Source organism: Pseudomonas sp. SBB6 (assembly GCF_024213215.1).
In the GTDB taxonomy this organism is placed as follows: domain Bacteria; phylum Pseudomonadota; class Gammaproteobacteria; order Pseudomonadales; family Pseudomonadaceae; genus Aquipseudomonas; species Aquipseudomonas donghuensis.
In genome coordinates this window covers 45,951-68,356 of sequence record NZ_JANAVH010000017.1, presented here as the reverse complement: position 1 = coordinate 68,356, position 22,406 = coordinate 45,951, and the positions used below count along the sequence as shown (strand labels likewise).

Below are 22,406 nucleotides of genomic sequence, written 5' to 3'. Positions count from 1 at the left end.
GGGCCGGCGCTTTCTCGGGATACTGTCATGTTCAATCTGGATGCGTTGGATCTGGCGCGGATTCAGTTCGCCTTCACGGTCTCGTTTCACATCATCTTTCCGGCGATCACCATCGGCCTGGCCAGCTTTCTGGCGGTGCTCGAAGGGTGCTGGCTGAAAACCAATAACCAGGTCTACAAGGACCTCTATCACTTCTGGTCCAAGCTGTTCGCGGTCAACTTCGGCATGGGCGTGGTCTCCGGCCTGGTCATGGCCTATGAGTTCGGCACCAACTGGGCGAGGTTCTCCGACTTTGCCGGGAGCATCACCGGGCCCTTGCTCACTTACGAGGTACTCACCGCGTTCTTCCTCGAAGCGGGCTTTCTCGGCGTGATGCTGTTTGGCTGGGACCGGGTAGGGCGGCGCCTGCACTTTTTTGCCACGATCATGGTGGCGATCGGCACGCTGATCTCGATGTTCTGGATTCTCTCGTCCAACAGCTGGATGCAGACCCCGCAAGGTATCGAGATCGTCGACGGCCGCGTGGCGCCGGTGGACTGGTTCAAGATCGTCTTCAACCCGTCGTTCCCCTACCGATTGATGCACATGGCGCTGGCGGCGTTTCTCTCCACCGCGTTCTTCGTCGGTGCCTCGGCGGCCTGGCACTTGCTGCGGTGCAACAACACGCCGCAAATCCGCAAGATGCTATCGATGGCCATGTGGATGATCCTGGTGGCCACGCCCGTGCAGATCGCGGTCGGCGATGCCCATGGCCTGAACACCCTGGAGCACCAGCCGGCGAAAATCGCCGCCATCGAGGGCCACTGGGACAACACCCCCGGTGAGCCATCGCCGCTGGTGCTGTTCGGCCTGCCGGACATGCAGGCCGAAACCACCCGTTACAGCCTCGAAGTGCCGTACCTGGGCAGCCTGATCCTGACCCACAGCCTGGACAAGCAGATCCCGGCGCTCAAGAGCTTTGCCAAGGAAGACCGGCCCAACTCGACGATCATCTTCTGGAGCTTCCGGGTCATGGCCGGGCTCGGCATGTTGATGCTGCTGTGCGCCGTGGCTGCCCTGGTGCTACGCCGCAACGGCGCGCTGTACCGCAACAGGGTCTTCTTGTGGCTGGCCTTGCTGATGGGACCGTCCGGGCTGATCGCCTTGCTGGCCGGCTGGTTCACCACTGAAATCGGCCGCCAGCCCTGGGTGGTGTACGGGTTGTTGCGCACCACCCAGGCGGCCTCCAACCACGGCGCCGTGCAGATGAGCGTGACCCTGGCGTTGTTCGTGGTCATTTACTTCTCGGTGTTCACTGTCGGCATCGGCTACATGATGCGCCTGGTGCGCAAGGGGCCGAACGCCGCCGATGCGCTGCACACCGTTGATGCCACCGCGCGCAGACCGCTGTCTGCGGCTGATTGAGAGAGGATTTCAACATGGCAATTCAAGGCATTGACCTGTCGATCATCTGGGGCGTGATCATCGCCTTCGGGCTGATGATGTACGTGATCATGGATGGCTTCGACCTGGGCCTGGGCATCCTCTTTGCGCTCATTGAGGATTCCCGCGAGCGTGACGTGATGATGAACACCGTGGCCCCGGTGTGGGATGGCAACGAAACCTGGCTGATACTCGGCGGCGCGGCGTTGTACGGCGCCTTTCCGCTGGCCTATGCGGTAATACTCGAAGCGCTGTACCTGCCGTTGGTGCTGGTGCTGGCCGGGCTGATCTTTCGCGGCGTGGCCTTCGAGTTCCGCTTCAAGGCCCAGGCGCACAAGCGGCACCTGTGGGACAAGGCGTTCATTGGCGGCTCGATCGTTGCCACCTTTTTTCAGGGGGTGGCGATCGGCACCTATATCGGCGGCATCCCGGTGGTCGACCGCCAGTTCGCTGGCGGCGCCCTGGACTGGCTGGCGCCGTTCCCGCTGCTGTGCGGCGTCGGCTTGCTGCTGACCTACGCCTTGCTCGGCAGCACCTGGCTGCTGATCAAGACCGAGGGCATGCTCGAGTCGCGCATGCGCCATTACAGCCGGCCGCTGACTTACCTGCTGGCGTTGGTGATTGTGCTGATCTGCGCCTGGACGGCGTGGCTGCACGCCGATATCGCCCAGCGTTGGCTGGCCGGCAGCCACTGGATGCGCTCGCTGCTGATTGCCGTGCTGGCCGTTGGCGCGGTGGTGGTGATCCAGAAGACCCTGCGCAAACGTCACTCGCACCTGCCGTTCATTGGCGTCGTGGCCCTGGTGTTTCTTGGTTATCTGGGCCTGGCCATCAGCATCTGGCCGAACATCGTGCCACCCGGCGTCAGCCTCTGGCAGGCCGCTTCGCCGCCGTCCAGCCAGCTGTTTGCCCTGATCGGCGCGCTGTTCATCATCCCGGTGATCCTGGTTTACACCTTCTGGAGCTACCACGTGTTCCGCGGCAAAGTGAAAGTCGGCGACGCCTATCACTGAGGCCAATCGCACATTGGCCTGAACTACGCGCAAAGCCTGCTGCTGGTGATTTTTTTACCGGTGCACCAGGCTGGGGAACTCAAGGCTACTTGCGGCAATCCTAGTTGAGGTAGGTACACGTTATCCGGAGGCACCATCATGCGCCGTTTACTGCTCGTTTCCTCGCTTGTGCTCTGTCTGCCCTTCGGCTCGGCCCTGGCCCGTGTCGACGCGGGTGATGTTGCCACCTCGGCGGGGATTTCCGCTTCGCTGTATTCAACATTCAAGGATGACAAACGGATCATCCCGGCACGTGACGACGCGTCGTCGTTCATCGCCAGTGGCGGTGCGATCCGCGGGGTGTATCTGGAGTCGATGCTGCAGAGCATTCGCGCGCAGAACCCGGACCTCAACGCCAGCGATGAAGCGTTGGCCCGGGCGATCCTGCTGCAGGACGAGTTTGGCGCCGGGCAGTAAAGCCCTTGTAGGTGCGGCGCCACGCCACGCCACGGCAGTGGCCGCACCGCACGTCTAAATCCCCAAGCCTAATGGCTACCTGCTATTGCGCTTCTGCTATACCTCTATCCCTGCCAATACCACTTCAGGAAGGATTCCGATGGGGGCATCCAGCAGGGAGCAGGGCGTCGAAGCCAACGGCGTGATGGGGCCGTCGCCGGCCATGCAGGCTTTACATGCACTGATGGAGCGGGTAGCTGCAAGCGACCGGCCGGTGCTGATCTGTGGCCCCACCGGGGCTGGCAAGGAAGTCATCGCCCAGCGACTGCATCGCCTGAGTGCGCCAGGCAAGCCGTTCATCGACCTCAATTGCGGGGCGATCCCCGAGTATCTGCTCGAAGCGGAGCTGTTCGGTCATGCTCGAGGGGCATTCACCGGGGCCGTTGGTGAGCGGGCAGGGCACTTGCAGATGGCCGGTGCTGGCACGCTGTTTCTCGATGAAGTGGGCGAGTTGCCACTGGTCCTGCAACCGAAGTTGTTGCGTGTGCTTGAAACCCGCCAGTACCGTCCGCTGGGCAGTAGCGAAAACCGCCACTTCGCCGGGCGCGTCATCGCTGCCACCCACCGTGACCTCAAGGCGCTGGTGCATGAGGAACGCTTTCGCGAAGACCTCTACTACCGCCTTGCCGTGTTCGAGCTTGAGCTGCCAAGCCTGGACGCCCGGCGCGAAGACATCCCCGGCCTGATCCAGTACTTCTGCGGCCTGCAGCCACGCCCGCTGACGTTCGACGCCAGGGCGACAGGGCTGCTGTGCCAACGGGCCTGGCCTGGCAATGTGCGCGAGCTGCGTAACCTCATCGATCGTATCGGCGCCCTGGCCCAGAGCCCCGAGATCGACTGCGCCGCACTGCAGGCCTACCTCGAACCTGTGCAGCACTCGCCGCAGAAATGGGCAAACCTCGCCGAGGCGCTGCTGCAACTGGAGGGCAACGACAAGCTGGCCGCCGCCGAGAACCTGCTGGTGGAACATGCGTTGCAGCGTTGCAAGGGTAATAAAAGCGCGGCCGCGCAGTTGCTTGGGGTCAACCGCAAGGTCATCGAGCGGCGCCAGAAGTTACGCGCAGACAAGCGCGAGGCGGTAGAGCGCTACCTTGCCCAGGGCCGCCTGCTGATCGAAGACGCCGACTTCCGTGGCGCCTTGCCGGTATTGCAAAAAGGCTTGCAAGTGGCAGGTGACGTCTTCGACTGCAAAGACCTGTGGCGCCTGCAGTTCGAATTGCACCGCTTGCTGGGGGTGAGTTTTCGCAGCATCGAGGGTTGGCTCAGCGCTACCAGCCAGGCCAGCTACCGTAGCGCCCTGGCCCTGGCGGCGGAGCAGGGCACTTCAGACGAGCTGTCGTCGGTGCAGTTCGGTGTCTGGACCACCCAGTTGATGGGCCTGGAGTTGGGCAAGGCACGGGCTACCGCCCAGGACATGCTGCAGCGGGCGCAACAGGCCGGGCTCGGTGCCTTGCGCATCGAGGCCCATGTGGCCATGGCCAACACGTTGTTCTGGCTGGGCGATTTCGAGGAAAGCCTGGCCTGCCTGAACCGCGGTGAGCTGCTCAGCGAATACCAGCCGGACTGGCCCCAGACCCAGGGCCTGGACCTGATTGGCCTGGCAATCACCTTCGAGGGGCTGTCGGCCTTCGAGTTGGGCCGCTTCGCTCAAGCCCGCCATGCTCAGGCCCAGCTCACGGCCCGTGCCGGGCAGACCGATGCCAACGCCTTCAACCGCGCCGTGGCCTTGCAGGGCGCGGCCTGGTTGGCGGCGGTGCTGGGCTTGCAGCCAGCCCTGGGCACCCTGGCGCGGGAGCTGGAGCAGTTGTCGGCGTGTCACGAGTTCTCGTTCTATCAGGGCGTCGGGCAGATCCTGCGCGGTTATCACCAGGGCTTGGAAGGCTTCTACGATGAAGGCGAGCGCGCCATCGCCGACGGCTATCAGCATCATGTGCTGCGCAACGGCGGTCAGCTGTTCCACGCGTTCCAGGCCTGGAAGCGCGCAGAAGTGTTGCTGCTGGCCGGGCGGGTACGTGAAGCACTGGCCCTGGTAAACAACGCCCTGGACCTTGCCCAGGACCATCAGGAGCGTGCCTACCTGTGCGAGCTGATGCTGCTCAAGGGCCGTGCCTTGCTGGCTGCCGGCGAGCAGGATGAGGCTGAAAGCACTTTGCGCAACGCATTGTCCACCACCCTGACCCTCGGCAGCGTACCGGCGCGCCTGCGCACCGGCCTCGAACTGACCCGCCTGTTGCAGCACGACGGTCGCCTGGAACAGGCCGCCCTGGTGCTGGAGCGGGCCTTGCGCGGCATCGAGGCGGATTGCGGCTACCCACCGGCGCAGCAAGCCAGTGACTGGCTGGCACGGCTGCGGCGCTGAAACCCCTACAGCGATTCACCCATAGACAACACCAGGAGCAAGACCATGGCTTTCGAGCTGGAACACAAGGATATGCGTGCGTTGATCGATGGTGGCTGCTTTTTCGGTAGTGGTGGTGGCGGCACGCGCACCTCGGCCCTGCACTTGCTGGAGTACTTCAAGGTCGGTGATTTTTATCCCACCAACCGGGTCACAGTGGTCAGCGTGGAAGAGGCGCAGGAGGGGGACGCTGCCGTACTGGCCTACATGGGGGCGCCGGAAGCCATCGCCGGTTGCCGCTACCCCCTTGGGCCGGTCCAGGCCTTGCAGAGCATTGCCCGGCGCCTGGCCAGCGAAGGCCGCAGGCTGGCCTATGTGGTGCCGCCCGAGAGCGGTGCCCTGGGCTTTCTGGTGGCCTGCCTGGCGGCTGCGCGGCTTGGCCTGGCGGTGATCGATGCCGACGGTGCCGGACGCGCAGTGCCGTCGTTGCCGATGCTGACCTTCGCCGCCGTCCAGGTGCCGCCGCGGCCGGCCTTCGTGGTCAGCCACAACGGCCTTGAGGTGGAACTGAACGTAACCCCACCCACTGACGCTACAGATTACAACGATGACGCCAGTGTGATCGCCGAGCAAATGCTGCGGCCGATCGTCGCTTCGACGGCATTTGGCGAGTTCGGTGGCTTGGCGCTGTGGGTCATGAGCGCTGAGCAATTGCCCCGGGCATTGCCGATTCGCGCCACCCTCAGCCGCGCCCTGGACCTGGGCCGGGCGCTGCACGCAGGCGAGCTGGGCAGCACCGAGGCACTGCTGGCATTCCTTGCCAGGCGCTGCGGCATCCAGGCCCGGGTGCTGTGCGGGCCTGCGCGTATCGACCATGCCGGGGCCAACACCATGGGCGGCTTTGATGTCGGCACCATCGACCTGCAAAGCGCCGATGCCAGCCTGCGCCTGTGCTACGAGAACGAGTCCCTGTTGGTGTGGGACAAACACCAACCGCAACCGCTGGCCATGGCCCCGGACAGCATCAGCTGGTTTTTCCCGGGCCCGGGCCCGCAGGTGGCCTCCAACGGTGACCTGGTCGGCAATGACGGCCGCCTCGCTGCGCACTACGGCGGGCGGCCTGTCTGCCTGCTCGGCTGGCAGGCCGAGGCACCGTTGCGGGTGCCTGGCGGGCTGATCCTCTGGAGCTTCGAGCAGTTGCTGGCAAGCCTGGGCTACCCCGGCCCGTACCGCAGCATCGGGCAATTGCAGGAGGTCCGCTGATGAGCCTGCGAATCGCCATGCTCGCACCGGTCAACAGCAGCGCCTACAACACGGCCCTGATGGCCTGCATCGCCCCGGTGGTACCGGCGGATGTCAGCGTACAGGTGTTCAACCTCGAGCAGGGCAGCCCCTGCATCGAAAACCGCTTGAACCTGAGTGAAAATGCCCCGGCAGTGGTAGCGCTGGCCCAGCGCCTGGAGCAGGAAGGCTTCGACGGTATCTGGGTCAGCGACTTTGACATGTGCGGGGTAGAGGCGGCCAGGGAAGTCATCGACATCCCGATCATTGGCGGCTTCCCCACCTCGGCGTTCACCGCACTGGCGCTCTGCCAGCGGTTCTCGATCATCACCATCCTGCAGAGCACCCTGGCCCTGCAGCAAGGTCATGTGGCCGCCTACGGCCAGAGCAACAACTTTGCCTCGATCCGCGCCATCGACTGCCCGGTGGCGCGCTTGAGCGATGTCGATGTGGTGCTGGTCAAGGCGCTGGAGGCGGGCCTGGCGGCCGTCCGCGAGGATGGCGCGCAGGCGTTGTTGCTGGGCTGCACCGGTTTCATGGGGGTCGCCGAACGGCTGTCACGCTTGCTTGAGCAGGACCTGGGTTGCTATGTACCGGTACTGGACCCCAACCAGTGCGGCTTCAGTTTCCTGCTTTCGCTGGTGCGTATGGGCTTGCGCCCGAGTCGTTTGTGCTACAGCAAGGCGAGCCTGGGCTAAGGTGGTCGATTGCGTCCCCGGCCACGGGGACGCAATGGACGAAAACGGCCAACCCTTTTTTGCCGCATGCAGCCAAGTTATTGATTTTACGGCTATTAGAAGCTTGGCACAGATGCTGCTCTTCTCTCCTGGTGTGGCAGACGACCTGCCCGCATACAACACGACAATGGAGAGTGTCATGCCCAACTACTACGTGGACTTCAATAACAACACCAACGATACCTGGACCATGGGGGTGTATCAGGAACTGCCAGGATCGGTCGGATTGGAGAGTGTTTCCTGGAAGCAGACCACTGTGCCGCAGATGGGTGAAAGTGGCGTGGAATGGGAGGTTGACTACAACGTCGCCATCGCCAACTACAAACAGAACGGCGGGATTGGCGTGTACAAGGCCAGCCAGACCCTGGGAGCCAGCCTGGGCTCGGTGTGGGACTGCGTGTTCGAAAACAACGTGCAACAATTGCGTCTGGCCAGCGGATCCACCTTGCCTGACTCGATTCTGATTCGTAACGCCTCCAACCAGCTTGCCAACCTGGGCATCGGCATGAGCGGCCAGGGGGCGGTGTACAAACGCAATGTCGTCGGTGGCGGCGCGGCTCAGTTCCAGGTCACTCCGACCTATTACTTCGGGTTGTTTAATAACTTGGTGCTCGGTGAAGTGATCAGCAGCAACGTGGTGGTCGGCCCACAGAAACTGGTGTTCCCGTCCGGGTTGAACTGCGCCACCGTCACCGCCCGAATGGACGGCGCCAATATCAAGTTGAGCGTTGCCTATTCGCAGGTGTCCTCGGTGTCTTACGAGGTGGTCAATCGCCTGCGTGCCATCCAGCTGGAACGCACCGGCGAACTGCTCGAGCGCGCCTAAGCCTTGCCCTCGGTGTGCTGCGCCCATGCGCGGCACACCCGGGGTGCGGTTTGCCATTTCTGCAAGGAGCTGATCATGAACGAAGCTGTTAAATCCCAAGCCCTGACCCAAGACGGCCCGCTGGCCTTCACCAGCGACAAGGGTGTCTCGTCCACGCAACTGGAGAAGTTCGTCGCAACGGTCGACCTGCAGGCCGCCGAAGTGGCCCGCGGGTTGCTCGACTGCCTGAAGAAAGAAGGGGTGAAAGCCCGCGTGGAGCAGCGTCAGAACCAGTACCTGATTATTCAGGAATCGCTCAGCCCCAGTGTCGCCGAGCTTGCGGCGGTCGACCCGAACGGCCGGCCATCACGGATCCGGCTGTTTATCCGCAGTGCCGACGCACCGCCGACGATCAACGCCCTGCGGGTGTTTTTCCGCGACTGGCGGGCGGTGGCCGGGCTGATCGCTGTCGGTACCGCCTGGCAGGCCGGCCAATGGCTGATGACGGTGCGCCGGCGCGAAGGCCCAACCCAGCACTGAGGCCCTGTGAGTTACAGGATGTTGCTCAAGCAGGGGTCAGGCAGGAGCGGCCAACTCGGCAAACAACGGGTGACCTGCAAGCACAAGCCTGGCCTGAGTAGTGGCGGCAAGCACCGCTTGCTCATTGATGGCCAGGCCTTCCAGGTAGACGAAGTGCACATCCTGCAGGCCCAGTGTACCGAGCACATGGCGCAGGTAGGGGCTGAGAAAATCCGGCTGGCGGGCCCGCGCTCCCCGATGAAAACCACCTGAACTGACGATCACGTAGACTGGCCGATCCCCCAGCAGGCCGACCTTGCCGTCAGGGCCGGCAATGAAGGTGCGGTGGATTCGCAGCACATGATCGATCCATAGCTTGAGCGCTGCCGGTACGCTGAAGTTATGCATGGGTGTTGCGATCAGCAGTACCTCACACCGTTCCAACTCGCTGACCAGTACCTCGGAGTGGGTAAATACCGGGTCGTGTGCGGGCGTCAGCCGGGTCAGTGCAGTCGCGTAACCCGCGCTCAGCGGCGCCAGTGGCGCTGCAGCCAGGTCACGCAGGGTGACCTTGAGCTGAGCGTGCCGTTGGCGGATACAGTCGACCATCTCGCCGGCAAGGCGCAAGCCAATCGAGGCGCTGCCACGCATGCTGGCATTGATCAGCAGCAGGTTATCCATGGCGCTGCCCCTCGGCTGCGGGCAATGCCTGGACGAAATGCATGCCTTTGGCCAGCAGCCCCTCGCGATAATAGAAGCGCTGAGCCAATGGCATATGCAAGCCGGTATCCAGCACCAGGTACGCATGGCCGGAACGCAGGCCCTCTGCGCGTGCCGCATCGAGCAAGGCTGCGCCCACGCGCAGGCCGCGCATTGCGGGGGCAACGACCAGATCGTCGACGTAGGTAAAGCGCCCATAGAGCAGGTTTTCGCTGATCCGCACACCGGCCAGGCCCAGCAGCTGCTTACCATAAAAAGCCCCGAGCAGCCTGTAGCCTTGCTGCGCTTGGCGCCTGACTTGCTGAGCGAACGCGTCGGCGTCAACCAGGTGCGGCCGCAGCTCGCGCATGAGCTCGAATGCCGTCTGCTGTTCGGCACCTTCTTGCAGGTATCGGATGGTTGCCTGTTCGCCCACGGGTATCTCCCTGATCAATTTGAGGCGTTACTTTACGGCCCCGACGGACTACCTTATAGGTCCAAAAAATGCACAAACGACTAGGACATGCCGAATCCCTGCCCACCCCCCAACCCGCATGCGGCGACGCCGATCTATCGTCAGGTTTATCTGCGTTTTCGCCACGCCATCAGTGCCGGGCACCTTCAGCCTGGCGAGCGTCTGCCGTCGGTTCGGGCCTTGGCGGCGGAACTTAACCTGGCGCGCGGTACGGTCGAGGCGGCTTACCAGATGCTCGCCGGTGAAGGCTATGTGCAGACCCGAGGGCCGGCCGGTACGGTGGTAGCGCCATTGCTGAGCCCGACCCCGGTTGCTGCCGGTGAGCGGCGGCTTGACCCGCCACAGACATTCCCTAAGCCTGCAGCGCTTGCGCCAATGCCTTTGCAGATGGGGTTGCCGGCGCTGGACGCGTTCCCGCGCAAACTGTGGACGCGCCTGCTCGGTCGCACCTTGCGCCAGAGCGGCCTGGATGGCCTGGTATACCCGGACCCTCAGGGGGACCTTGCACTACGCCGTGCGTTGGCGAGCTACCTGGGGGTGTCGCGGGGAATTTCCTGTACAGCGGAGCAGATTTTTATCTGCGCCGGATACCGTGCCTGCCTCGACCTGATATGCCGCAGCCTGCTGCACGATGGTGATCGTTGCTGGTTCGAAGACCCGGGTTACTTCCAGGCCAGGCGCTTTCTTGAGCAAGCCCGGGCGCAGTTGGTCTCGGTTCCGGTGGATGCCGATGGCCTGGATGTCGAAGCCGGCATGGCGCTGGCGGGTGACGCGCGCTTCGCCCTGGTCACGCCTCATCACCAAAGCCCCCTTGGGGTCACGCTCACGCTGCCCAGGCGCCAACGCCTGCTGGAGTGGGCCAGCAGCCAAGGCAGTTGGATCATAGAGGACGACTACGATAGCGAATACCGTTACCGCGGACGTCCGGTGCCGGCACTGAAGAGCCTCGACACGCAGGGGCGGGTCCTGTACTGCGCCACCTTCAGTAAAGTGCTGGCGCCAGGCATACGCCTGGCTTACCTGGTGGTACCGCAGGCTCAGGTGGCCCGCTTCGCCACGGTGGCAGGGGACATGCAGAACCACTGCCCGCAGCTTTTGCAGGCGACGGTGAGCGCATTTATCGAAGCGGGGCACTTTGCCAGGCACTTGAGGAGGATGCGTGGCCTCTACGCCGACAGGCGCAGGTACCTGGTCGACGCCTTGCAGGCCGAGGTGGGCGAGCACCTGCAACTGGACGACAGGGCGGGTGGCATGCACCTGGTGGCACATCTGGCCGGCGGCCTTGACGATTGCACGATCGCCGGGCGCGCGCACGACCTTGGCCTGGCGATTGAACCCCTTTCCAGCTGGTATCGCGGGCACGGGCAGCGGCACGGCCTGTTGATCGGTTTTACCAATGTCAGCAGCCGCGAACAAGCCCGTGAGCTGGCCAGGCGGTTACGCCTGGCGATGGACCTTTAGCCGGGCGCGTACGCTCGTGCTGGCGGCTATCAATTGCGATCGATCCACACCGTCTGCGCGTTGCAGAACTCGCGCACGCCGAAGTGCGACAGCTCACGGCCAAAACCGCTTTTCTTCACGCCACCAAAGGTCACCCGTGGGTCACTGGCGCAGTAGCCATTGATGAACACGCCGCCGGTGTCCAGCTCAGCGGCCAGTTGTTCGGCCAGCGCGGCATTGTTGGTGTAAAGGGTCGAGGCCAGGCCGAACTCGCTGTCGTTGGCCAGCTCCAGGGCATGGCGGGCATCGCGGGCGGTGATGATCGAGGCCACCGGGCCAAACAGCTCCTGCTTGAACGAGGTCATCTGGTCGGTGACGTCTGCCAGTACGGTCGCCTGGTAGTAGTTGCCATTGCCTTCGACCTTGCCCCCACCCAGCAGCAGCGTTGCACCTTCGGCCAGGGTCGCCTGGACTTGCTGGTCCAGTTCGTCGCGCAGGTCAACGCGCGCCATCGGGCCGATGTAGGTGTCGGCGGCGTGCGGGTCGCCCATCACCAGGGCTTTGGTGGCATCGACGAACTTGCGGGTGAACGCCTCGACCACGCCTTGCTCGACGATCAGCCGCTTGGCAGCGGCGCAGACCTGGCCGGTGTTCTGGTAGCGGCCGATCACCGCGGCTTTTACCGCTTCATCGAGGTTGGCATCGTTGAGCACGATGAACGGGTCGGAACCGCCCAACTCCAGTACGCATTTTTTCAGCGCGGCACCGGCCTGAGCGCCGATGGCGGTGCCGGCCCGTACGCTGCCGGTCAGGGTCACGGCGGCGATGCGCGGGTCGGCAATGGCCTTGGAGACGCCGTCGGGAGTGACGTTGATCACCTCGAACACCCCCTCAGGGAAGCCGGCGCGCTTGAACGCGTCGAGCAACAGGTAGGCACTGCCCATCACGTTCGGTGCGTGCTTGAGCACATAGGTGTTGCCGGCCAGCAGCGCCGGCACAGCGCCGCGCAGCACCTGCCAGATCGGGAAGTTCCACGGCATTACCGCCAGCAGCGGGCCAAGCGGGCGGTATTCGATGCGGGCCTTGCCAGCGGGTACCTGGGCAGGCTCGGCCTGGAGCATGGCCGGGCCGTTGGCGGCGTACCATTCGCACAACTGGGCGCATTTTTCGATTTCGCCCCGGGCCTGGGTGACCGGCTTGCCCATTTCGTCGGTGATCATCCGGGCCATGGCCACGGCGTTGTCGCGCAGGGCGCCGGCCAAGGCCAGCAACCGCTCGGTGCGGGCCGCTACCGGCGTGCGGCGCCAGGCGGCAAAACCTTGGGCAGCCCGGGCCAGGGCGGCATCCAGAACGGCGTCGCTTTCATAGGCGTAGTGGCCGATCTGCTCGCCGCTGGCGGGGTTGATCGACAAAGCATGGGTCTGGAAGTTGATCGCGGTCATCACGGCGGTCCTGAGGGGAGAAGAACGGCCTCAGACTACTGCGTTGTATCTTTGCCTGAAACTGAATAATACTGAGCAAAACATTCACGTAGAGAGAATGAGCATGGACCTGGTGCAACTGGAGATGTTCAAGGCGGTGGCCGAACAAGGCAGCATCAGCGCTGCAGCCCAGCATATCCACCGCGTGCCGTCGAACCTGACCACGCGGATCAAGCAGCTGGAGCAGGAGCTGGGTGCCGAGCTGTTCATTCGCGAGAAAAGCCGCTTGCGTTTGTCGCCGGCGGGCTGGAACTTCCTCGACTATGCACGGCGCATTCTTGACCTGGTGGCTGAGGCGCGGCTGACCGTGGCCGGTGACGAGCCGCAAGGCGCCTTCGCCCTCGGCTCGCTGGAAAGCACCGCCGCTGTGCGTATTCCGACGTTGCTCGCGGCGTACAACCAGGCCTACGCCAAGGTCGAGCTGGACCTGACCACCGGTCCTTCAGGCGCGATGATCGATGGCGTACTCGCCGGGCGCTTGAGTGCGGCGTTTGTCGATGGGCCGGTGCTGCATCCGGCGCTGGAGGGCGTGCCGGTGTTCGTCGAAGAGATGGTGCTGATCGCGCCGCTCAACCATGCGCCGATCACCCGCGCCAGCGAGGTCAATGGCATGACCATTTACGCCTTTCGCGCCAACTGCTCGTACCGGCATCACTTCGAAAACTGGTTTGCCCAGGACGAGGCGGTGCCGGGCAAGATCATCGAAATGGAGTCGTACCATGGCATGCTCGCCTGCGTCAGCGCCGGTGCAGGCCTGGCGCTGATGCCGCGCAGCATGCTCGAAAGCATGCCCGGGTGCAGTACGGTCAGTGTCTGGCCGTTGTCGCAACGCTTTCGCTACCTGCGTACCTGGCTGGTGTGGCGGCGGGGCACGGTGTCGCGCAGCCTGAGGACTTTTGTGCAGTTGCTGGAGGCGCGGGGCGAGGTGCTCAAGGTCGAGGAGGCGCAGTGAAGTGTGCGGCGCCTGGATGTGCGAGCGCTGCGCGCTCGATCGCCGGCAAGGCCGACTCCCACGGGTTCGGTGGCGCCAGGTTGTCCGCGCTGCGCACACCACGTAACTGGTCCGCAAGCTCGGCATTGATCGCCACCAGCTTGGCAATGTTCTGCCGGGCCTTGAGCAACTCGGTGTTGAGGTACTCGGCTTCGTTGGTCATCAGTACCACCTGATGCTTCCACATTTCCACCAGGGTCGGTGAATCAGGCGCGGCGAAGTCTTCATCGTAGTCGTTCATCATGTGTACTCGTTGCTGCTGTATGTATATACAGTAATCCATGTTTACAACCTTTTGCCAGCCCAGCCGACAAACTGCGAGTGCTGGGCACTCGGGTGTGGCATTGTCAAAGCAGCAGCGTTTTTACCCGGAATGGACATGAGCGAACAGCGCACCGCCCAGCGCAACTTTGGCCTGGACCTGCTCAAGTGGTTGGCGATCATCGCCATGGTCGCCGATCACCTGCGGTTTATCTGGCCCGCCGAGCACTGGCTGTTTGTCGTCGGTCGCCTGGCGTTCCCCTGGTTCTGCCTGGCAATTGCCGCCAACCTGGCGCGCAGCACGCCCGGGCACGCCTTTACCGCCGCGAATGCCCGCTACGTGCAAGGGCTGGTGGTTTTCGCGCTGCTGTCGGAGTGGCCCTATCGCTGGCTCAATGGCCCGTCGCCGACGCTCAACGTGATGCCGACCCTGGCGCTGGGCTTGTTGGTCGCCTGGGGGTTGCACCATCGCACCCGCAGCAGCGGGCTGGTTGCACTGGCGACGGTAGCGGCCGCGGCGCTGCTGTCCGAGTGGTTGATGTACGGGTTGCCCGGGGTGTTGTTGCCGGGCGCTTTTCTGTTGGCCAAGCGCTACCGGTCGCTGACCTGGCTGCTACCCGCGGTGCTGGCATTGGCGGCGAACCTGAGCAACGTGTGGCTGCGCGAGCACCCGCTGCAGTTGATCGCGCTCATGGCCCTGGGCACAGCGTTCGTCTCTGCGCCCCTGGGGCTGGCGCTGTTACGGCTGGGGGTGCGGCAGCACCTGTGGCGCGTCGGTCGCTGGGGCTACTGGTTCTATCCGCTGCACCTGGCGCTGATCAAAGTGGCCAGCGGCATTGGCTATACTTGAACATCAAGGTACTGGCTCACCGGTCGAAGTAGCGCGGATCCAGGAATATCGATCAGTGAGGGCTTGTTCGGGGCCCCAGGTGGCGCAGCATGATAAAGGTTCACTGGGGCTACTTGTTGTTGGCGGCGATGCTGATCGCTTCTGCCGGCGTGCTGGCCTGGGGCGCTGCGGTGGTCCGGCGACGGCGGCGTGAAGAGCGCATAGCCCGCCAGCATGAGCCCGGCAACGACAAGTAAGTCTTCGCTGGGCGAGCAGCTCGAACCCACTCGCGAGCCAGAGGTCTATCGACTACCTGCATGCCACACAGGAAACCCTGCGATGAAACCGCTGACCACGATGTTTGCCGGCCTGGCCCTGCTCGGCGCAATGGCCGCCACGCCAGTGTGGGCCCAGCAGCCTGGCGACGACTGGAAAGTCGACCAGGCCGAAGCCGAGGCGACCCTCAAAGCCGCCGGCTACACCAGGATCATCAAGATTGAGGCCGAAGAGGACCACTGGGAGGGCGAGGGCATCAAGCAAGACGGGATGCAGTATGAGTTCAACGTCGATGCCAACAGCGGCAAGATCACCAAGGATGAGAGGGAGTACTGATCCTGGGCTGTGTGTAGCTCAGGTTGTAGCCGCCGGTTTGGCCAGTTGGATGCCCGCCGCCGCCAGACGCTTGAGAATCTCGAACAACAGGTCGCTCTTGGTCGTGGCGACAATGCGCGGGCTGCTGACGTAGCCGGTGACCTTCAAGGTGATGCCCTCTGCGGTGAGGTTACTGAAGCGTACGAACGGTGCAGGTTTGTCGAGGATCGTCTCGTGTTCCAGGTAGGTGTCGTAGAGCAGGGTCTGCACCTGCTCGGGGTCGATGTCCAGGGGGAACACCAGCTCCAGGGTCGCCACCCCCTGGGCACTGCCGCCGAGGGTGACGTTGCGCAGGTTCTGTGAGATCAGCTGTGAGTTGGGCACGATGACGATCGAGCGGTCGCTCAGCTGGATCTCGGTGGCGCGTACGTTGATGCGGCGGATGTCGCCCTCGACCCCGCTGATGCTGATCAGGTCGCCAACCTTGACCGGGCGCTCGGTGAGCAGGATCAGGCCGGAGACGAAGTTCTTGACGATCTCCTGCAGACCGAAACCGATGCCCACCGACAGCGCGCTGACGATCCAGGCCAGGTTGGTCCATTTGACCCCCAGTGACGACAGGGTCAGAAGGATCACCAGGGCATAGCCGATGTTGGCGAACAGGGTGCTGAGCGAGGCGCACATGCCCGGGTCCATGTCGGTCTTGGGCAGGAACTCGTTATCCAGCCAGCGGCGCAGGGTGCGGATCAGGTAGATGCCCAGCACCAGGGCCAGCACCGCATTGAACAGGTGCCCCGGAATGATGTTGAACTGGCGCAAGCCGGCGCCGCTGAGAAACGCGGCGATGTTGCTGATCAGTTGGCCGAGGGTGGTCCCGATACCACCGACGAACAGGGTGATGACCGCCAGCAACAACAACCCAGCCCGACCGAAACCGCAAATCAGGGTCTCGATCTGATCCAGGCGCCGGTCACCGATGCCCAGCAGTTCCTTGAGCGCCTTGCCGCTGGCCTGCCTGGGCGAGAACAGGTATTCGCAGCCGTCCTTGAACACCTGCATCAGCAGGTAGAAACCGGCCAGCAGGATAAACACCCACACCACTTCATAGGTGACAAAGCGCGCCAGCGACACATAGCCGGTGAGCAGGGCAATCACCGAGGTGAGCATGGCGATGCTGGCGATGGTGTAGATCACCCCGGCCATGGTCGAGGCGGCTTCCGGCGCGTCACCGGCGGCAGCCATCGCCCGGCGGGTGCTGCTGGTGCGTACCAGCAGGGCGATGATCAGGCCGGTGATCACCGAGGCGGCGATGCCGCGCCCGGCAATGACCAGCGGGTTGCTCATGCCGGCGGCGTTGCAAATCTGCACCAGGGTCACCAGCACCAGCAGGGCGCTGGCCAGCCAGCGGGCAAACGGCTGCAAGGCCAGGGCCACCGGGTCGGCGATGTCTGGTAGCCGCCAGGAGGGATGCTGGGTCGACAGCAACGCCCGGCTCAACCCTGTGATCAGCACACAGGTATACGCGAGCTTTTCGAATTCCTCCGAGAATGTCGCCAGCATGGCAGGCAACGGCAGGTGGCGGGTGCAGGCGTAAAACAGCAACTCCAGGGCAACGCCGGTGGCCAGCAGGGTTGCCAGTACCGAGGCCAGGGCCAGCGAGCTGCGGCGCAAGCGGCCCTCGGGCACGCGGTTCATGCAGGCCCAGGCCAGCCAGCGCTCCACCAGCCGGCGGCCCAGGGTCCAGACCAACAGGGCGAGCAACACCAGCACCACGGTGGAGACGCGCTGGCCGGGTTGCCAGACGGCCCCGGCGGTGCTGCCAAGCTCAGCGAAGAACGCCTGCAGGCGCTGGCGGTCGTCGGGCAAGGGGTTGAACACCGGCAACCAGAATGCCGGGTTGAGCAGGCTGTGGGTGCTCAGGGTCAGTTCGCTTTCGAGCATGGTGCGGCGAATGCCGGCAATTTGCGTCAGCAGGTTGGTGGCACTTTCCTTCAGTGCCGCCAGGGTGGTGAGGGTGGCATCCAGGCTGTCCTTCTGTTCGGTGAGTGCCGTGCGTTGCGCGGCAATGTCCGAGGTGCCCGCTACCGGGGCGTCGACCTGCGCCGGGCCCAGCACCTCCAACTGCGCGCGCAACTGCGCCTGTTCAGGTAATAGCGCAGTGGACAGGCGGTCGATATCGACGATCAGCGCCTGCAGTCGATCCTGCGGGCCTTCGAGCTGGTTGTAGTTGTTGGCTTGGGAAATCTGCTGCTTGAGGCTGTCCAGGCGCAGTTGCAAGGCTTGCAGGTCGTTCTGCGTCACCTTGACGGCCGGCGCGGCAGCCGTGGCCGTTGCAGGCGCGGGTGGTTCGGCGGCCTGGCCAAGGGCACTCAGTTGCAGCAGGGCGAGGGCAATGATGCCGATGATCTTAAAAGCATTGCGCATGGTAATGCCCGGTTCGGTGATTGATCTCCCAGCTTTTGAGGGTAGGTCATTACAAGGTATTTGCGCGGGGCATCGGCTGAGGGAAAGCACTCATTGGCGCTGCTGAGAGGGCTTGCGGGTATGAGAGCGCCGTTCAACCGCCACCACGGCGTTCGCCATGGCCACCACGCCAGCTTGTAAAAACTATTAATAAGTCATGTCCTTTGAGCCCCGTTTATCAGGGGCTTTCAATAAACGATCATCTCGACATCCGTCCCAGGCCTTGCGAGGTGCTCAGCATGTCCCTTGATTTCCAGTTCGATCACTTAGCGTTCAACACATCCGCCGATGGCGATCTTCAGGCTGCGCTGCAAACCTTGCTGGGCGTCGAGCCTGGGCCGAGGCCGGCGTTTCCGTTCCCCGGGCACTGGTTGTACCAGGGTGGCCAGGCGCTGGTGCACCTGATCGAAGGTAAGCACACGCGCTTCAACCACCTGGCCTTGCGCACCGCGCATCCCGCGTCGGCCGTGCTTGAGCGGGTGCGTGCCAGCGACTTGCCGTACCAGGTCGCGGTGTTGCCGCAAGAACGTGTCTGCCAGGTCTTTGTCAGCCTGCCCGGCGGCCTGGTGCTGGAGCTGGACTGCCCGCTCGACCGCGACGACATCGGCATCAGCCACCACTACCAGCACAGCACCCGCGCCCCGGTCTGAATCCAGGGGCCGCCAGCCATTAAAAAAACCGTGCCTCAGGCCCGGATTAGATCGTTTTTCAGCCTGACCGGGCTTCCCTATAGTCCTCGCATCCCCAATCGGAGCACTGCGGTGCTTCTTCGATGCGAGACCACTATGAACAACAAGACAAAGCTCGATCAGGGCGCAGGATCCGGAACCCGGGTGGTGTGGGGTGGCGAGCAGGGCGGGCACCCCTACAACGCTACTCAGACGCCCATTGTGTTGAGCGCCGCCTATGGCTATCAGGACATCGATGCCTGGTATGACGTGGCGCTGGGCAAGGCGCCGGGCTTTATCTACAGCCGCATGAGCAACCCCACGGTCTGCGTGCTGGAAGACAAGCTCTGCGAACTGGAGGCGGCCGAAGCGGCGGTGGCGTTCAGCTCCGGGATGGCAGCGATCAGCGGCGTGTTGCACAGCTTCCTGCGCCAGGGCCAGCGCGTGGTGTCGACCCGCGACAGCTATGGCGGTACCAACAAGATTTTCGAAGAGTTCCTGCCACGCATGGGCGTTGAGGTGACGCTGGTCGACACCCTCGATACCCAGGCCATCGAGCGCGAAGTTGCGCGTGGATGCGCGCTGCTGTACCTGGAAACGCCGACCAACCCGACCCTCAAGGTCCTCGATATCCAGCGCCTGGCCGCAGCCGCCAAGCGTGTCGGGGCGCTGGTGGTGGCCGACAACACCTTTGCCACGCCGCTGAACCAGAACCCCCTGGCGCTTGGCGTCGACGTGGTGGTGCACAGCGCTACCAAGTTCCTTTCCGGCCACGGCGATGTGCTGGGTGGCGTCGTCTGCGGCGCCGAACTGCTGATGGCCCAGGTCCGCCATTATCGCGAGATCAACGGCGCCGCGCTGGACCCGTTCTCGGCCTACCTGATCATCCGTGGCATCAAGACCCTGGCCTTGCGTGTCCGTCAGCAACAGGCCAGCGCGCAGGTGCTGGCCGAGTACCTGTGCAGCGAAGCGCTGGTGGAGTCGGTGAATTATCCGGGGCTGGCCCAGCATCCGGGGCACGCCATTGCCTGTGCGCAGATGCGCGGCTTTGGGGCGATCGTCAGCTTTGTGCTCAAGGGTGGCATGGAAACGGTGGTGCGTCTGCTGCCACACCTCAAGTACGCCCACCGCGCCGGTAACCTGGGCGCGGTCGAGACCATCTACGGGCCGGCGCGCACCACCAGCCATGTGGAAAACACCCTGGAGGAGCGCCAGGCCCTGGGCATCTCGGAAGGGCTGGTACGCATTTCTGTCGGTATCGAAGATACCGACGACCTGCTGGCCGACTTGCGCAATGCCTTTGCTGCGGTGCGCCGCGAGCAAGGCCAGGGTAAACCGGTACAGCCGCAGGCTCAGTGCCCCGGAGTTGAAGCCTAGTTGAGCGAAGACGTTCGATCTAACCGTCGCTCGGTCTCTTCATGAAAATTCAAAACAATAAAACCTGACGGCCATTCAACGCCTGCTGCCCCGTCCGGGGTGGCAGCGAATGTCCCTTTCATGAGAACAAGAAAAATGCAGACTCAGCTCAAAGAAGGCCAGCCCGCGTGCGGGGCCGAGTTTCACAAGCAGATGCAGACCCGTCACATCGTCATGCTGGCCCTGGGTGGCGTCATCGGCACCGGCCTGTTTCTGACCACCGGCTACACGGTTAACCAGGCAGGGCCGCTCGGCGCGGTGATTGCCTACATCATTGGCGCCGTCATGGTCTACCTGGTGATGGTCTGCCTGGGCGAGCTGGCGGTACAAATGCCGGAAACCGGCTCGTTCAGCAGTTACGCCACCCGCTACCTGGGCCCCGGCACCGGCTATACCGTGGCCTGGCTGTACTGGCTGACCTGGGCCGTGGCAATCGGTTCGGAGTTCACTGCGGCGGGGATCCTCATGGTGCGCTGGTTCCCGGACACACCGGTATGGAGCTGGAGTGCGCTGTTTGCCATCGCCGTGTTCGTCAGCAATGTGGTGTCGGTGCGCCTGTTTGCCGAAACCGAGTTCTGGCTGTCGCTGATCAAGGTCATCACCGTGCTGACCTTCATCGTCATCGGCGGCGGGGCCATCTGCGGGGTCTTCGAGGTTCAGCAGCTACAGGGTGTTGGCCTTGGCAACTTCACCCGCGAAGGGCTGTTCCCGACCGGATTCTTGCCGATTGCCATGACCCTGCTGGCGGTGTCGTTCGCCTTCTCCGGCACCGAGCTGATCGGGATTGCCGCCGGTGAAGCCCAGGACCCGCAAACCAGCGTGCCCAAGGCCATTCGCACCACTATCCTGCGCCTGGCGCTGTTTTTTGTCGGCACGATCTTCGTCCTCGCCACGCTGCTGCCGCGCGAGCAGGCCGGCCTGGTGGAAAGCCCGTTCGTGGTGGTGTTCGAGCTGATCGGCATTCCCTATTCGGCGGACATCATGAACTTCGTGATCATCACCGCCTTGCTGTCTGCCGCCAACTCCGGCCTGTACGCCGCATCGAGGATGCTCTGGACCTTGAGCGACCAGGGCCACATGCCCAAGTGCTATGCGCGCCTGTCCCAGCGCGGTACGCCGGTCAACGCGATCATCCTGAGCATGGCCGGGGCGCTGGCCTCGTTGCTCAGCAGCGTGCTTGCCCCGGACACCGTGTACCTGGCCCTGGTCTCGATCTCCGGGCTTGCGGTCGTGGTGGTGTGGATGAGCATTGCCGCCAGCCAGATGGCCTTCCGGCGGCAGTACATCGCCGGCGGCGGCCGGGTGGAAGATCTGCACTTTCGCGTGCGTGGCTACCCTTGGGTGCCGCTTGGCGCCTTGCTGTGCTGCTTGCTGGCGTGCGTCGGCATTGCCTTCGACCCGGCCCAGCGAATCGCCCTGTACTTCGGCCTGCCGTTCATTGCCTGGTGCTATTTCGTCTACTGGGTCACGCGCAAGAAGCGTGAACAACGCCTGGGCATCAGCGCTGCAGTCAAGGGTTCTGCTGGCGCGGCATGAGCGGCCGGGGCCATAGTGAGCGCCGATAATTGCCGATGAGGTTGCCTTGATGAGTCAAAAATCCCTACCGCCGCTGAACTGGCTGAGGGCGTTCGAGGTCTCGGCGCGCCACCTGAACTTCACCCATGCGGCAGAAGAGCTGTTTCTGACCCAAGGCGCGGTGAGCCAGCAGATTCGCCAGCTTGAAGGGCACCTGGGGGTGGCGCTGTTCAAGCGCCTGCCGCGTGGCCTGGGCCTGACCGAAGAAGGGCAGTCGTACCTGCCCGTGGTGCAGGACGCCATCAGCCGCCTGGCAGTGGGTACCAATGAGATCTTCGGCCAGCACCACCGCCGGCCGCTGAAGGTGCGCGGCAGCCTGAGTTTTCTTCAGTACTGGTTGGCGCCGCGGCTGGCGGAGTTTTGTCGCGAATACCCGCACATCGACATCCGTTTTATCAGCAACCTCTGGGTCAAGGCGCCCGATGGCGAGGACGACCTGGAGATTCGCTGGGGCTGTGGCAGCTGGCCCGGGCTGATTGCCCAGCGCCTGACCTGGGATGTGCTGCAGCCGGTGTGCTCACCGGCGCTGATGGCCCAGTCACCGATCCATCAACCTCGCGACCTGGCCCGGCATGCCTTGCTGCATGTACTGGGCTACGAAGAAGGTTGGGGCTATTGGTTGAAACGGGTCGGTGCCGATGAGGTGGATTACTCCCGCGGCCTGCAGTTCGACACCCTGGTCTCGACCTTGCGCATGGCGGAACTGGGCCAGGGCGTGGCCCTGGCGCGGTCGTCGCTGGTGGAAGATCAGCTCAAGGCCGGGCAACTGGTCGCCCCCTTCGATTACCGCATAGAAGCCAGCGAATCCTTTTATCTGGTGCGCGCCCAAGGCGAGGCGTTGTCAGCCGATGCCGCGGCGTTCTCCACCTGGTTGGTGGCGCAAGCGCATCGTCATTTGTCGTACTGA

The 22,406-nt window shown here is 63.7% G+C and carries 22 protein-coding genes; 17 read left to right on the top strand and 5 right to left on the bottom strand.

Annotated features, from left to right (window positions below; all coding sequences use genetic code 11):
* The first annotated feature begins 27 nt into the window (after nt 1-27).
* The 8 genes from NLX68_RS24605 (at nt 28) to NLX68_RS24570 (ending at nt 8,631) form a co-directional block, all read left to right on the top strand.
* The gene (locus NLX68_RS24605; protein WP_254286203.1) at nt 28-1,404 is read left to right on the top strand and encodes a cytochrome ubiquinol oxidase subunit I; all 1,377 of its coding nucleotides are present in this window, start codon (nt 28-30) and stop codon (nt 1,402-1,404) included.
* A 14-nt stretch (nt 1,405-1,418) separates the two neighbouring features.
* Nucleotides 1,419-2,435 carry a cytochrome d ubiquinol oxidase subunit II gene (cydB, locus tag NLX68_RS24600; RefSeq protein WP_010220128.1) on the top strand — a complete coding sequence of 339 codons (1,017 nt, stop codon included), beginning with the start codon at nt 1,419-1,421 and terminating at the stop codon, nt 2,433-2,435.
* Nucleotides 2,436-2,573: 138 nt separating this feature from the next.
* Nucleotides 2,574-2,891: a DUF2388 domain-containing protein gene (locus tag NLX68_RS24595; protein WP_254286202.1), complete on the top strand. Its 318-nt coding sequence runs from the start codon at nt 2,574-2,576 to the stop codon at nt 2,889-2,891.
* Nucleotides 2,892-3,030: 139 nt separating this feature from the next.
* Nucleotides 3,031-5,289: a sigma 54-interacting transcriptional regulator gene (locus NLX68_RS24590; protein ID WP_254286201.1), complete on the top strand. Its 2,259-nt coding sequence runs from the start codon at nt 3,031-3,033 to the stop codon at nt 5,287-5,289.
* Between the two features lie 45 nt (nt 5,290-5,334).
* Complete coding sequence (locus tag NLX68_RS24585; RefSeq protein ID WP_254286200.1) at nt 5,335-6,531, top strand: DUF917 family protein; 1,197 nt, start codon at nt 5,335-5,337, stop codon at nt 6,529-6,531.
* Nucleotides 6,531-7,247 carry an aspartate/glutamate racemase family protein gene (locus NLX68_RS24580; protein ID WP_254286199.1) on the top strand — a complete coding sequence of 239 codons (717 nt, stop codon included), beginning with the start codon at nt 6,531-6,533 and terminating at the stop codon, nt 7,245-7,247. Before NLX68_RS24585 ends, NLX68_RS24580 begins: the two co-directional genes overlap by 1 nt.
* 178 nt (nt 7,248-7,425) lie before the next feature.
* Nucleotides 7,426-8,112, top strand: coding sequence for a hypothetical protein (locus NLX68_RS24575; protein ID WP_254286198.1), 687 nt, complete (start codon nt 7,426-7,428; stop codon nt 8,110-8,112).
* Nucleotides 8,113-8,187: 75 nt separating this feature from the next.
* Nucleotides 8,188-8,631: a hypothetical protein gene (locus tag NLX68_RS24570; protein ID WP_254286197.1), complete on the top strand. Its 444-nt coding sequence runs from the start codon at nt 8,188-8,190 to the stop codon at nt 8,629-8,631.
* 36 nt (nt 8,632-8,667) lie between these two features.
* Here NLX68_RS24570 and NLX68_RS24565 read toward each other — a convergent pair whose 3' ends face one another.
* Nucleotides 8,668-9,291: an FMN-dependent NADH-azoreductase gene (locus NLX68_RS24565; protein WP_213571071.1), complete on the bottom strand. Its 624-nt coding sequence runs from the start codon at nt 9,289-9,291 to the stop codon at nt 8,668-8,670.
* The gene (locus NLX68_RS24560) at nt 9,284-9,745 is read right to left on the bottom strand and encodes a GNAT family N-acetyltransferase (protein ID WP_254286196.1); all 462 of its coding nucleotides are present in this window, start codon (nt 9,743-9,745) and stop codon (nt 9,284-9,286) included. The genes NLX68_RS24565 and NLX68_RS24560 overlap by 8 nt, the downstream gene beginning before the upstream one ends.
* Nucleotides 9,746-9,832: 87 nt before the next feature.
* Between NLX68_RS24560 and NLX68_RS24555 the strand changes: the two genes are divergently transcribed.
* Complete coding sequence (locus NLX68_RS24555) at nt 9,833-11,245, top strand: PLP-dependent aminotransferase family protein (RefSeq protein ID WP_254286195.1); 1,413 nt, start codon at nt 9,833-9,835, stop codon at nt 11,243-11,245.
* Between the two features lie 29 nt (nt 11,246-11,274).
* On the opposite strand, the gene NLX68_RS24550 is transcribed toward NLX68_RS24555, so the two are convergent.
* Nucleotides 11,275-12,666 (bottom strand): aldehyde dehydrogenase family protein, encoded by a 1,392-nt coding sequence (locus tag NLX68_RS24550; RefSeq protein WP_254286194.1) that lies wholly within the window; start codon nt 12,664-12,666, stop codon nt 11,275-11,277.
* A 103-nt stretch (nt 12,667-12,769) separates the two neighbouring features.
* Here NLX68_RS24550 and NLX68_RS24545 point away from each other — a divergent pair, with 103 nt between their 5' ends.
* On the top strand, nt 12,770-13,657 hold the full coding sequence (locus NLX68_RS24545; protein WP_010220116.1) for a LysR family transcriptional regulator: 888 nt from the start codon (nt 12,770-12,772) through the stop codon (nt 13,655-13,657).
* Here NLX68_RS24545 and NLX68_RS24540 read toward each other — a convergent pair.
* On the bottom strand, nt 13,635-13,937 hold the full coding sequence (locus NLX68_RS24540) for a hypothetical protein (RefSeq protein WP_254286193.1): 303 nt from the start codon (nt 13,935-13,937) through the stop codon (nt 13,635-13,637). The two genes, NLX68_RS24545 and NLX68_RS24540, sit on opposite strands and share 23 nt — an antisense overlap.
* A gap of 132 nt (nt 13,938-14,069) precedes the next feature.
* Between NLX68_RS24540 and NLX68_RS24535 the strand changes: the two genes are divergently transcribed.
* The 3 genes from NLX68_RS24535 (at nt 14,070) to NLX68_RS24525 (ending at nt 15,398) form a co-directional block, all read left to right on the top strand.
* Complete coding sequence (locus NLX68_RS24535; RefSeq protein ID WP_254286192.1) at nt 14,070-14,807, top strand: TraX family protein; 738 nt, start codon at nt 14,070-14,072, stop codon at nt 14,805-14,807.
* 89 nt (nt 14,808-14,896) lie between these two features.
* Entirely contained in the window at nt 14,897-15,043 is a 147-nt protein-coding gene (locus NLX68_RS24530) for a hypothetical protein (protein WP_254286191.1), read from the top strand.
* Between the two features lie 82 nt (nt 15,044-15,125).
* Nucleotides 15,126-15,398 carry a PepSY domain-containing protein gene (locus tag NLX68_RS24525; protein WP_254286190.1) on the top strand — a complete coding sequence of 91 codons (273 nt, stop codon included), beginning with the start codon at nt 15,126-15,128 and terminating at the stop codon, nt 15,396-15,398.
* An 18-nt stretch (nt 15,399-15,416) separates the two neighbouring features.
* Here the strand turns inward: NLX68_RS24525 and NLX68_RS24520 are convergent, their stop codons facing one another.
* On the bottom strand, nt 15,417-17,801 hold the full coding sequence (locus NLX68_RS24520) for a DUF3772 domain-containing protein (RefSeq protein ID WP_254286189.1): 2,385 nt from the start codon (nt 17,799-17,801) through the stop codon (nt 15,417-15,419).
* Nucleotides 17,802-18,079: 278 nt separating this feature from the next.
* On the opposite strand from NLX68_RS24520, the gene NLX68_RS24515 reads away from it, so the two are divergent.
* The 4 genes from NLX68_RS24515 (at nt 18,080) to gcvA (ending at nt 22,406) form a co-directional block, all read left to right on the top strand.
* Nucleotides 18,080-18,490 (top strand): hypothetical protein, encoded by a 411-nt coding sequence (locus NLX68_RS24515; protein WP_254286188.1) that lies wholly within the window; start codon nt 18,080-18,082, stop codon nt 18,488-18,490.
* A 135-nt stretch (nt 18,491-18,625) separates the two neighbouring features.
* Nucleotides 18,626-19,885 carry a cystathionine gamma-synthase family protein gene (locus NLX68_RS24510; protein ID WP_254286187.1) on the top strand — a complete coding sequence of 420 codons (1,260 nt, stop codon included), beginning with the start codon at nt 18,626-18,628 and terminating at the stop codon, nt 19,883-19,885.
* 135 nt (nt 19,886-20,020) lie between these two features.
* The gene (locus tag NLX68_RS24505) at nt 20,021-21,460 is read left to right on the top strand and encodes an amino acid permease (RefSeq protein WP_010220109.1); all 1,440 of its coding nucleotides are present in this window, start codon (nt 20,021-20,023) and stop codon (nt 21,458-21,460) included.
* 49 nt (nt 21,461-21,509) lie between these two features.
* On the top strand, nt 21,510-22,406 hold the full coding sequence (gcvA, locus tag NLX68_RS24500) for a transcriptional regulator GcvA (RefSeq protein WP_010220108.1): 897 nt from the start codon (nt 21,510-21,512) through the stop codon (nt 22,404-22,406).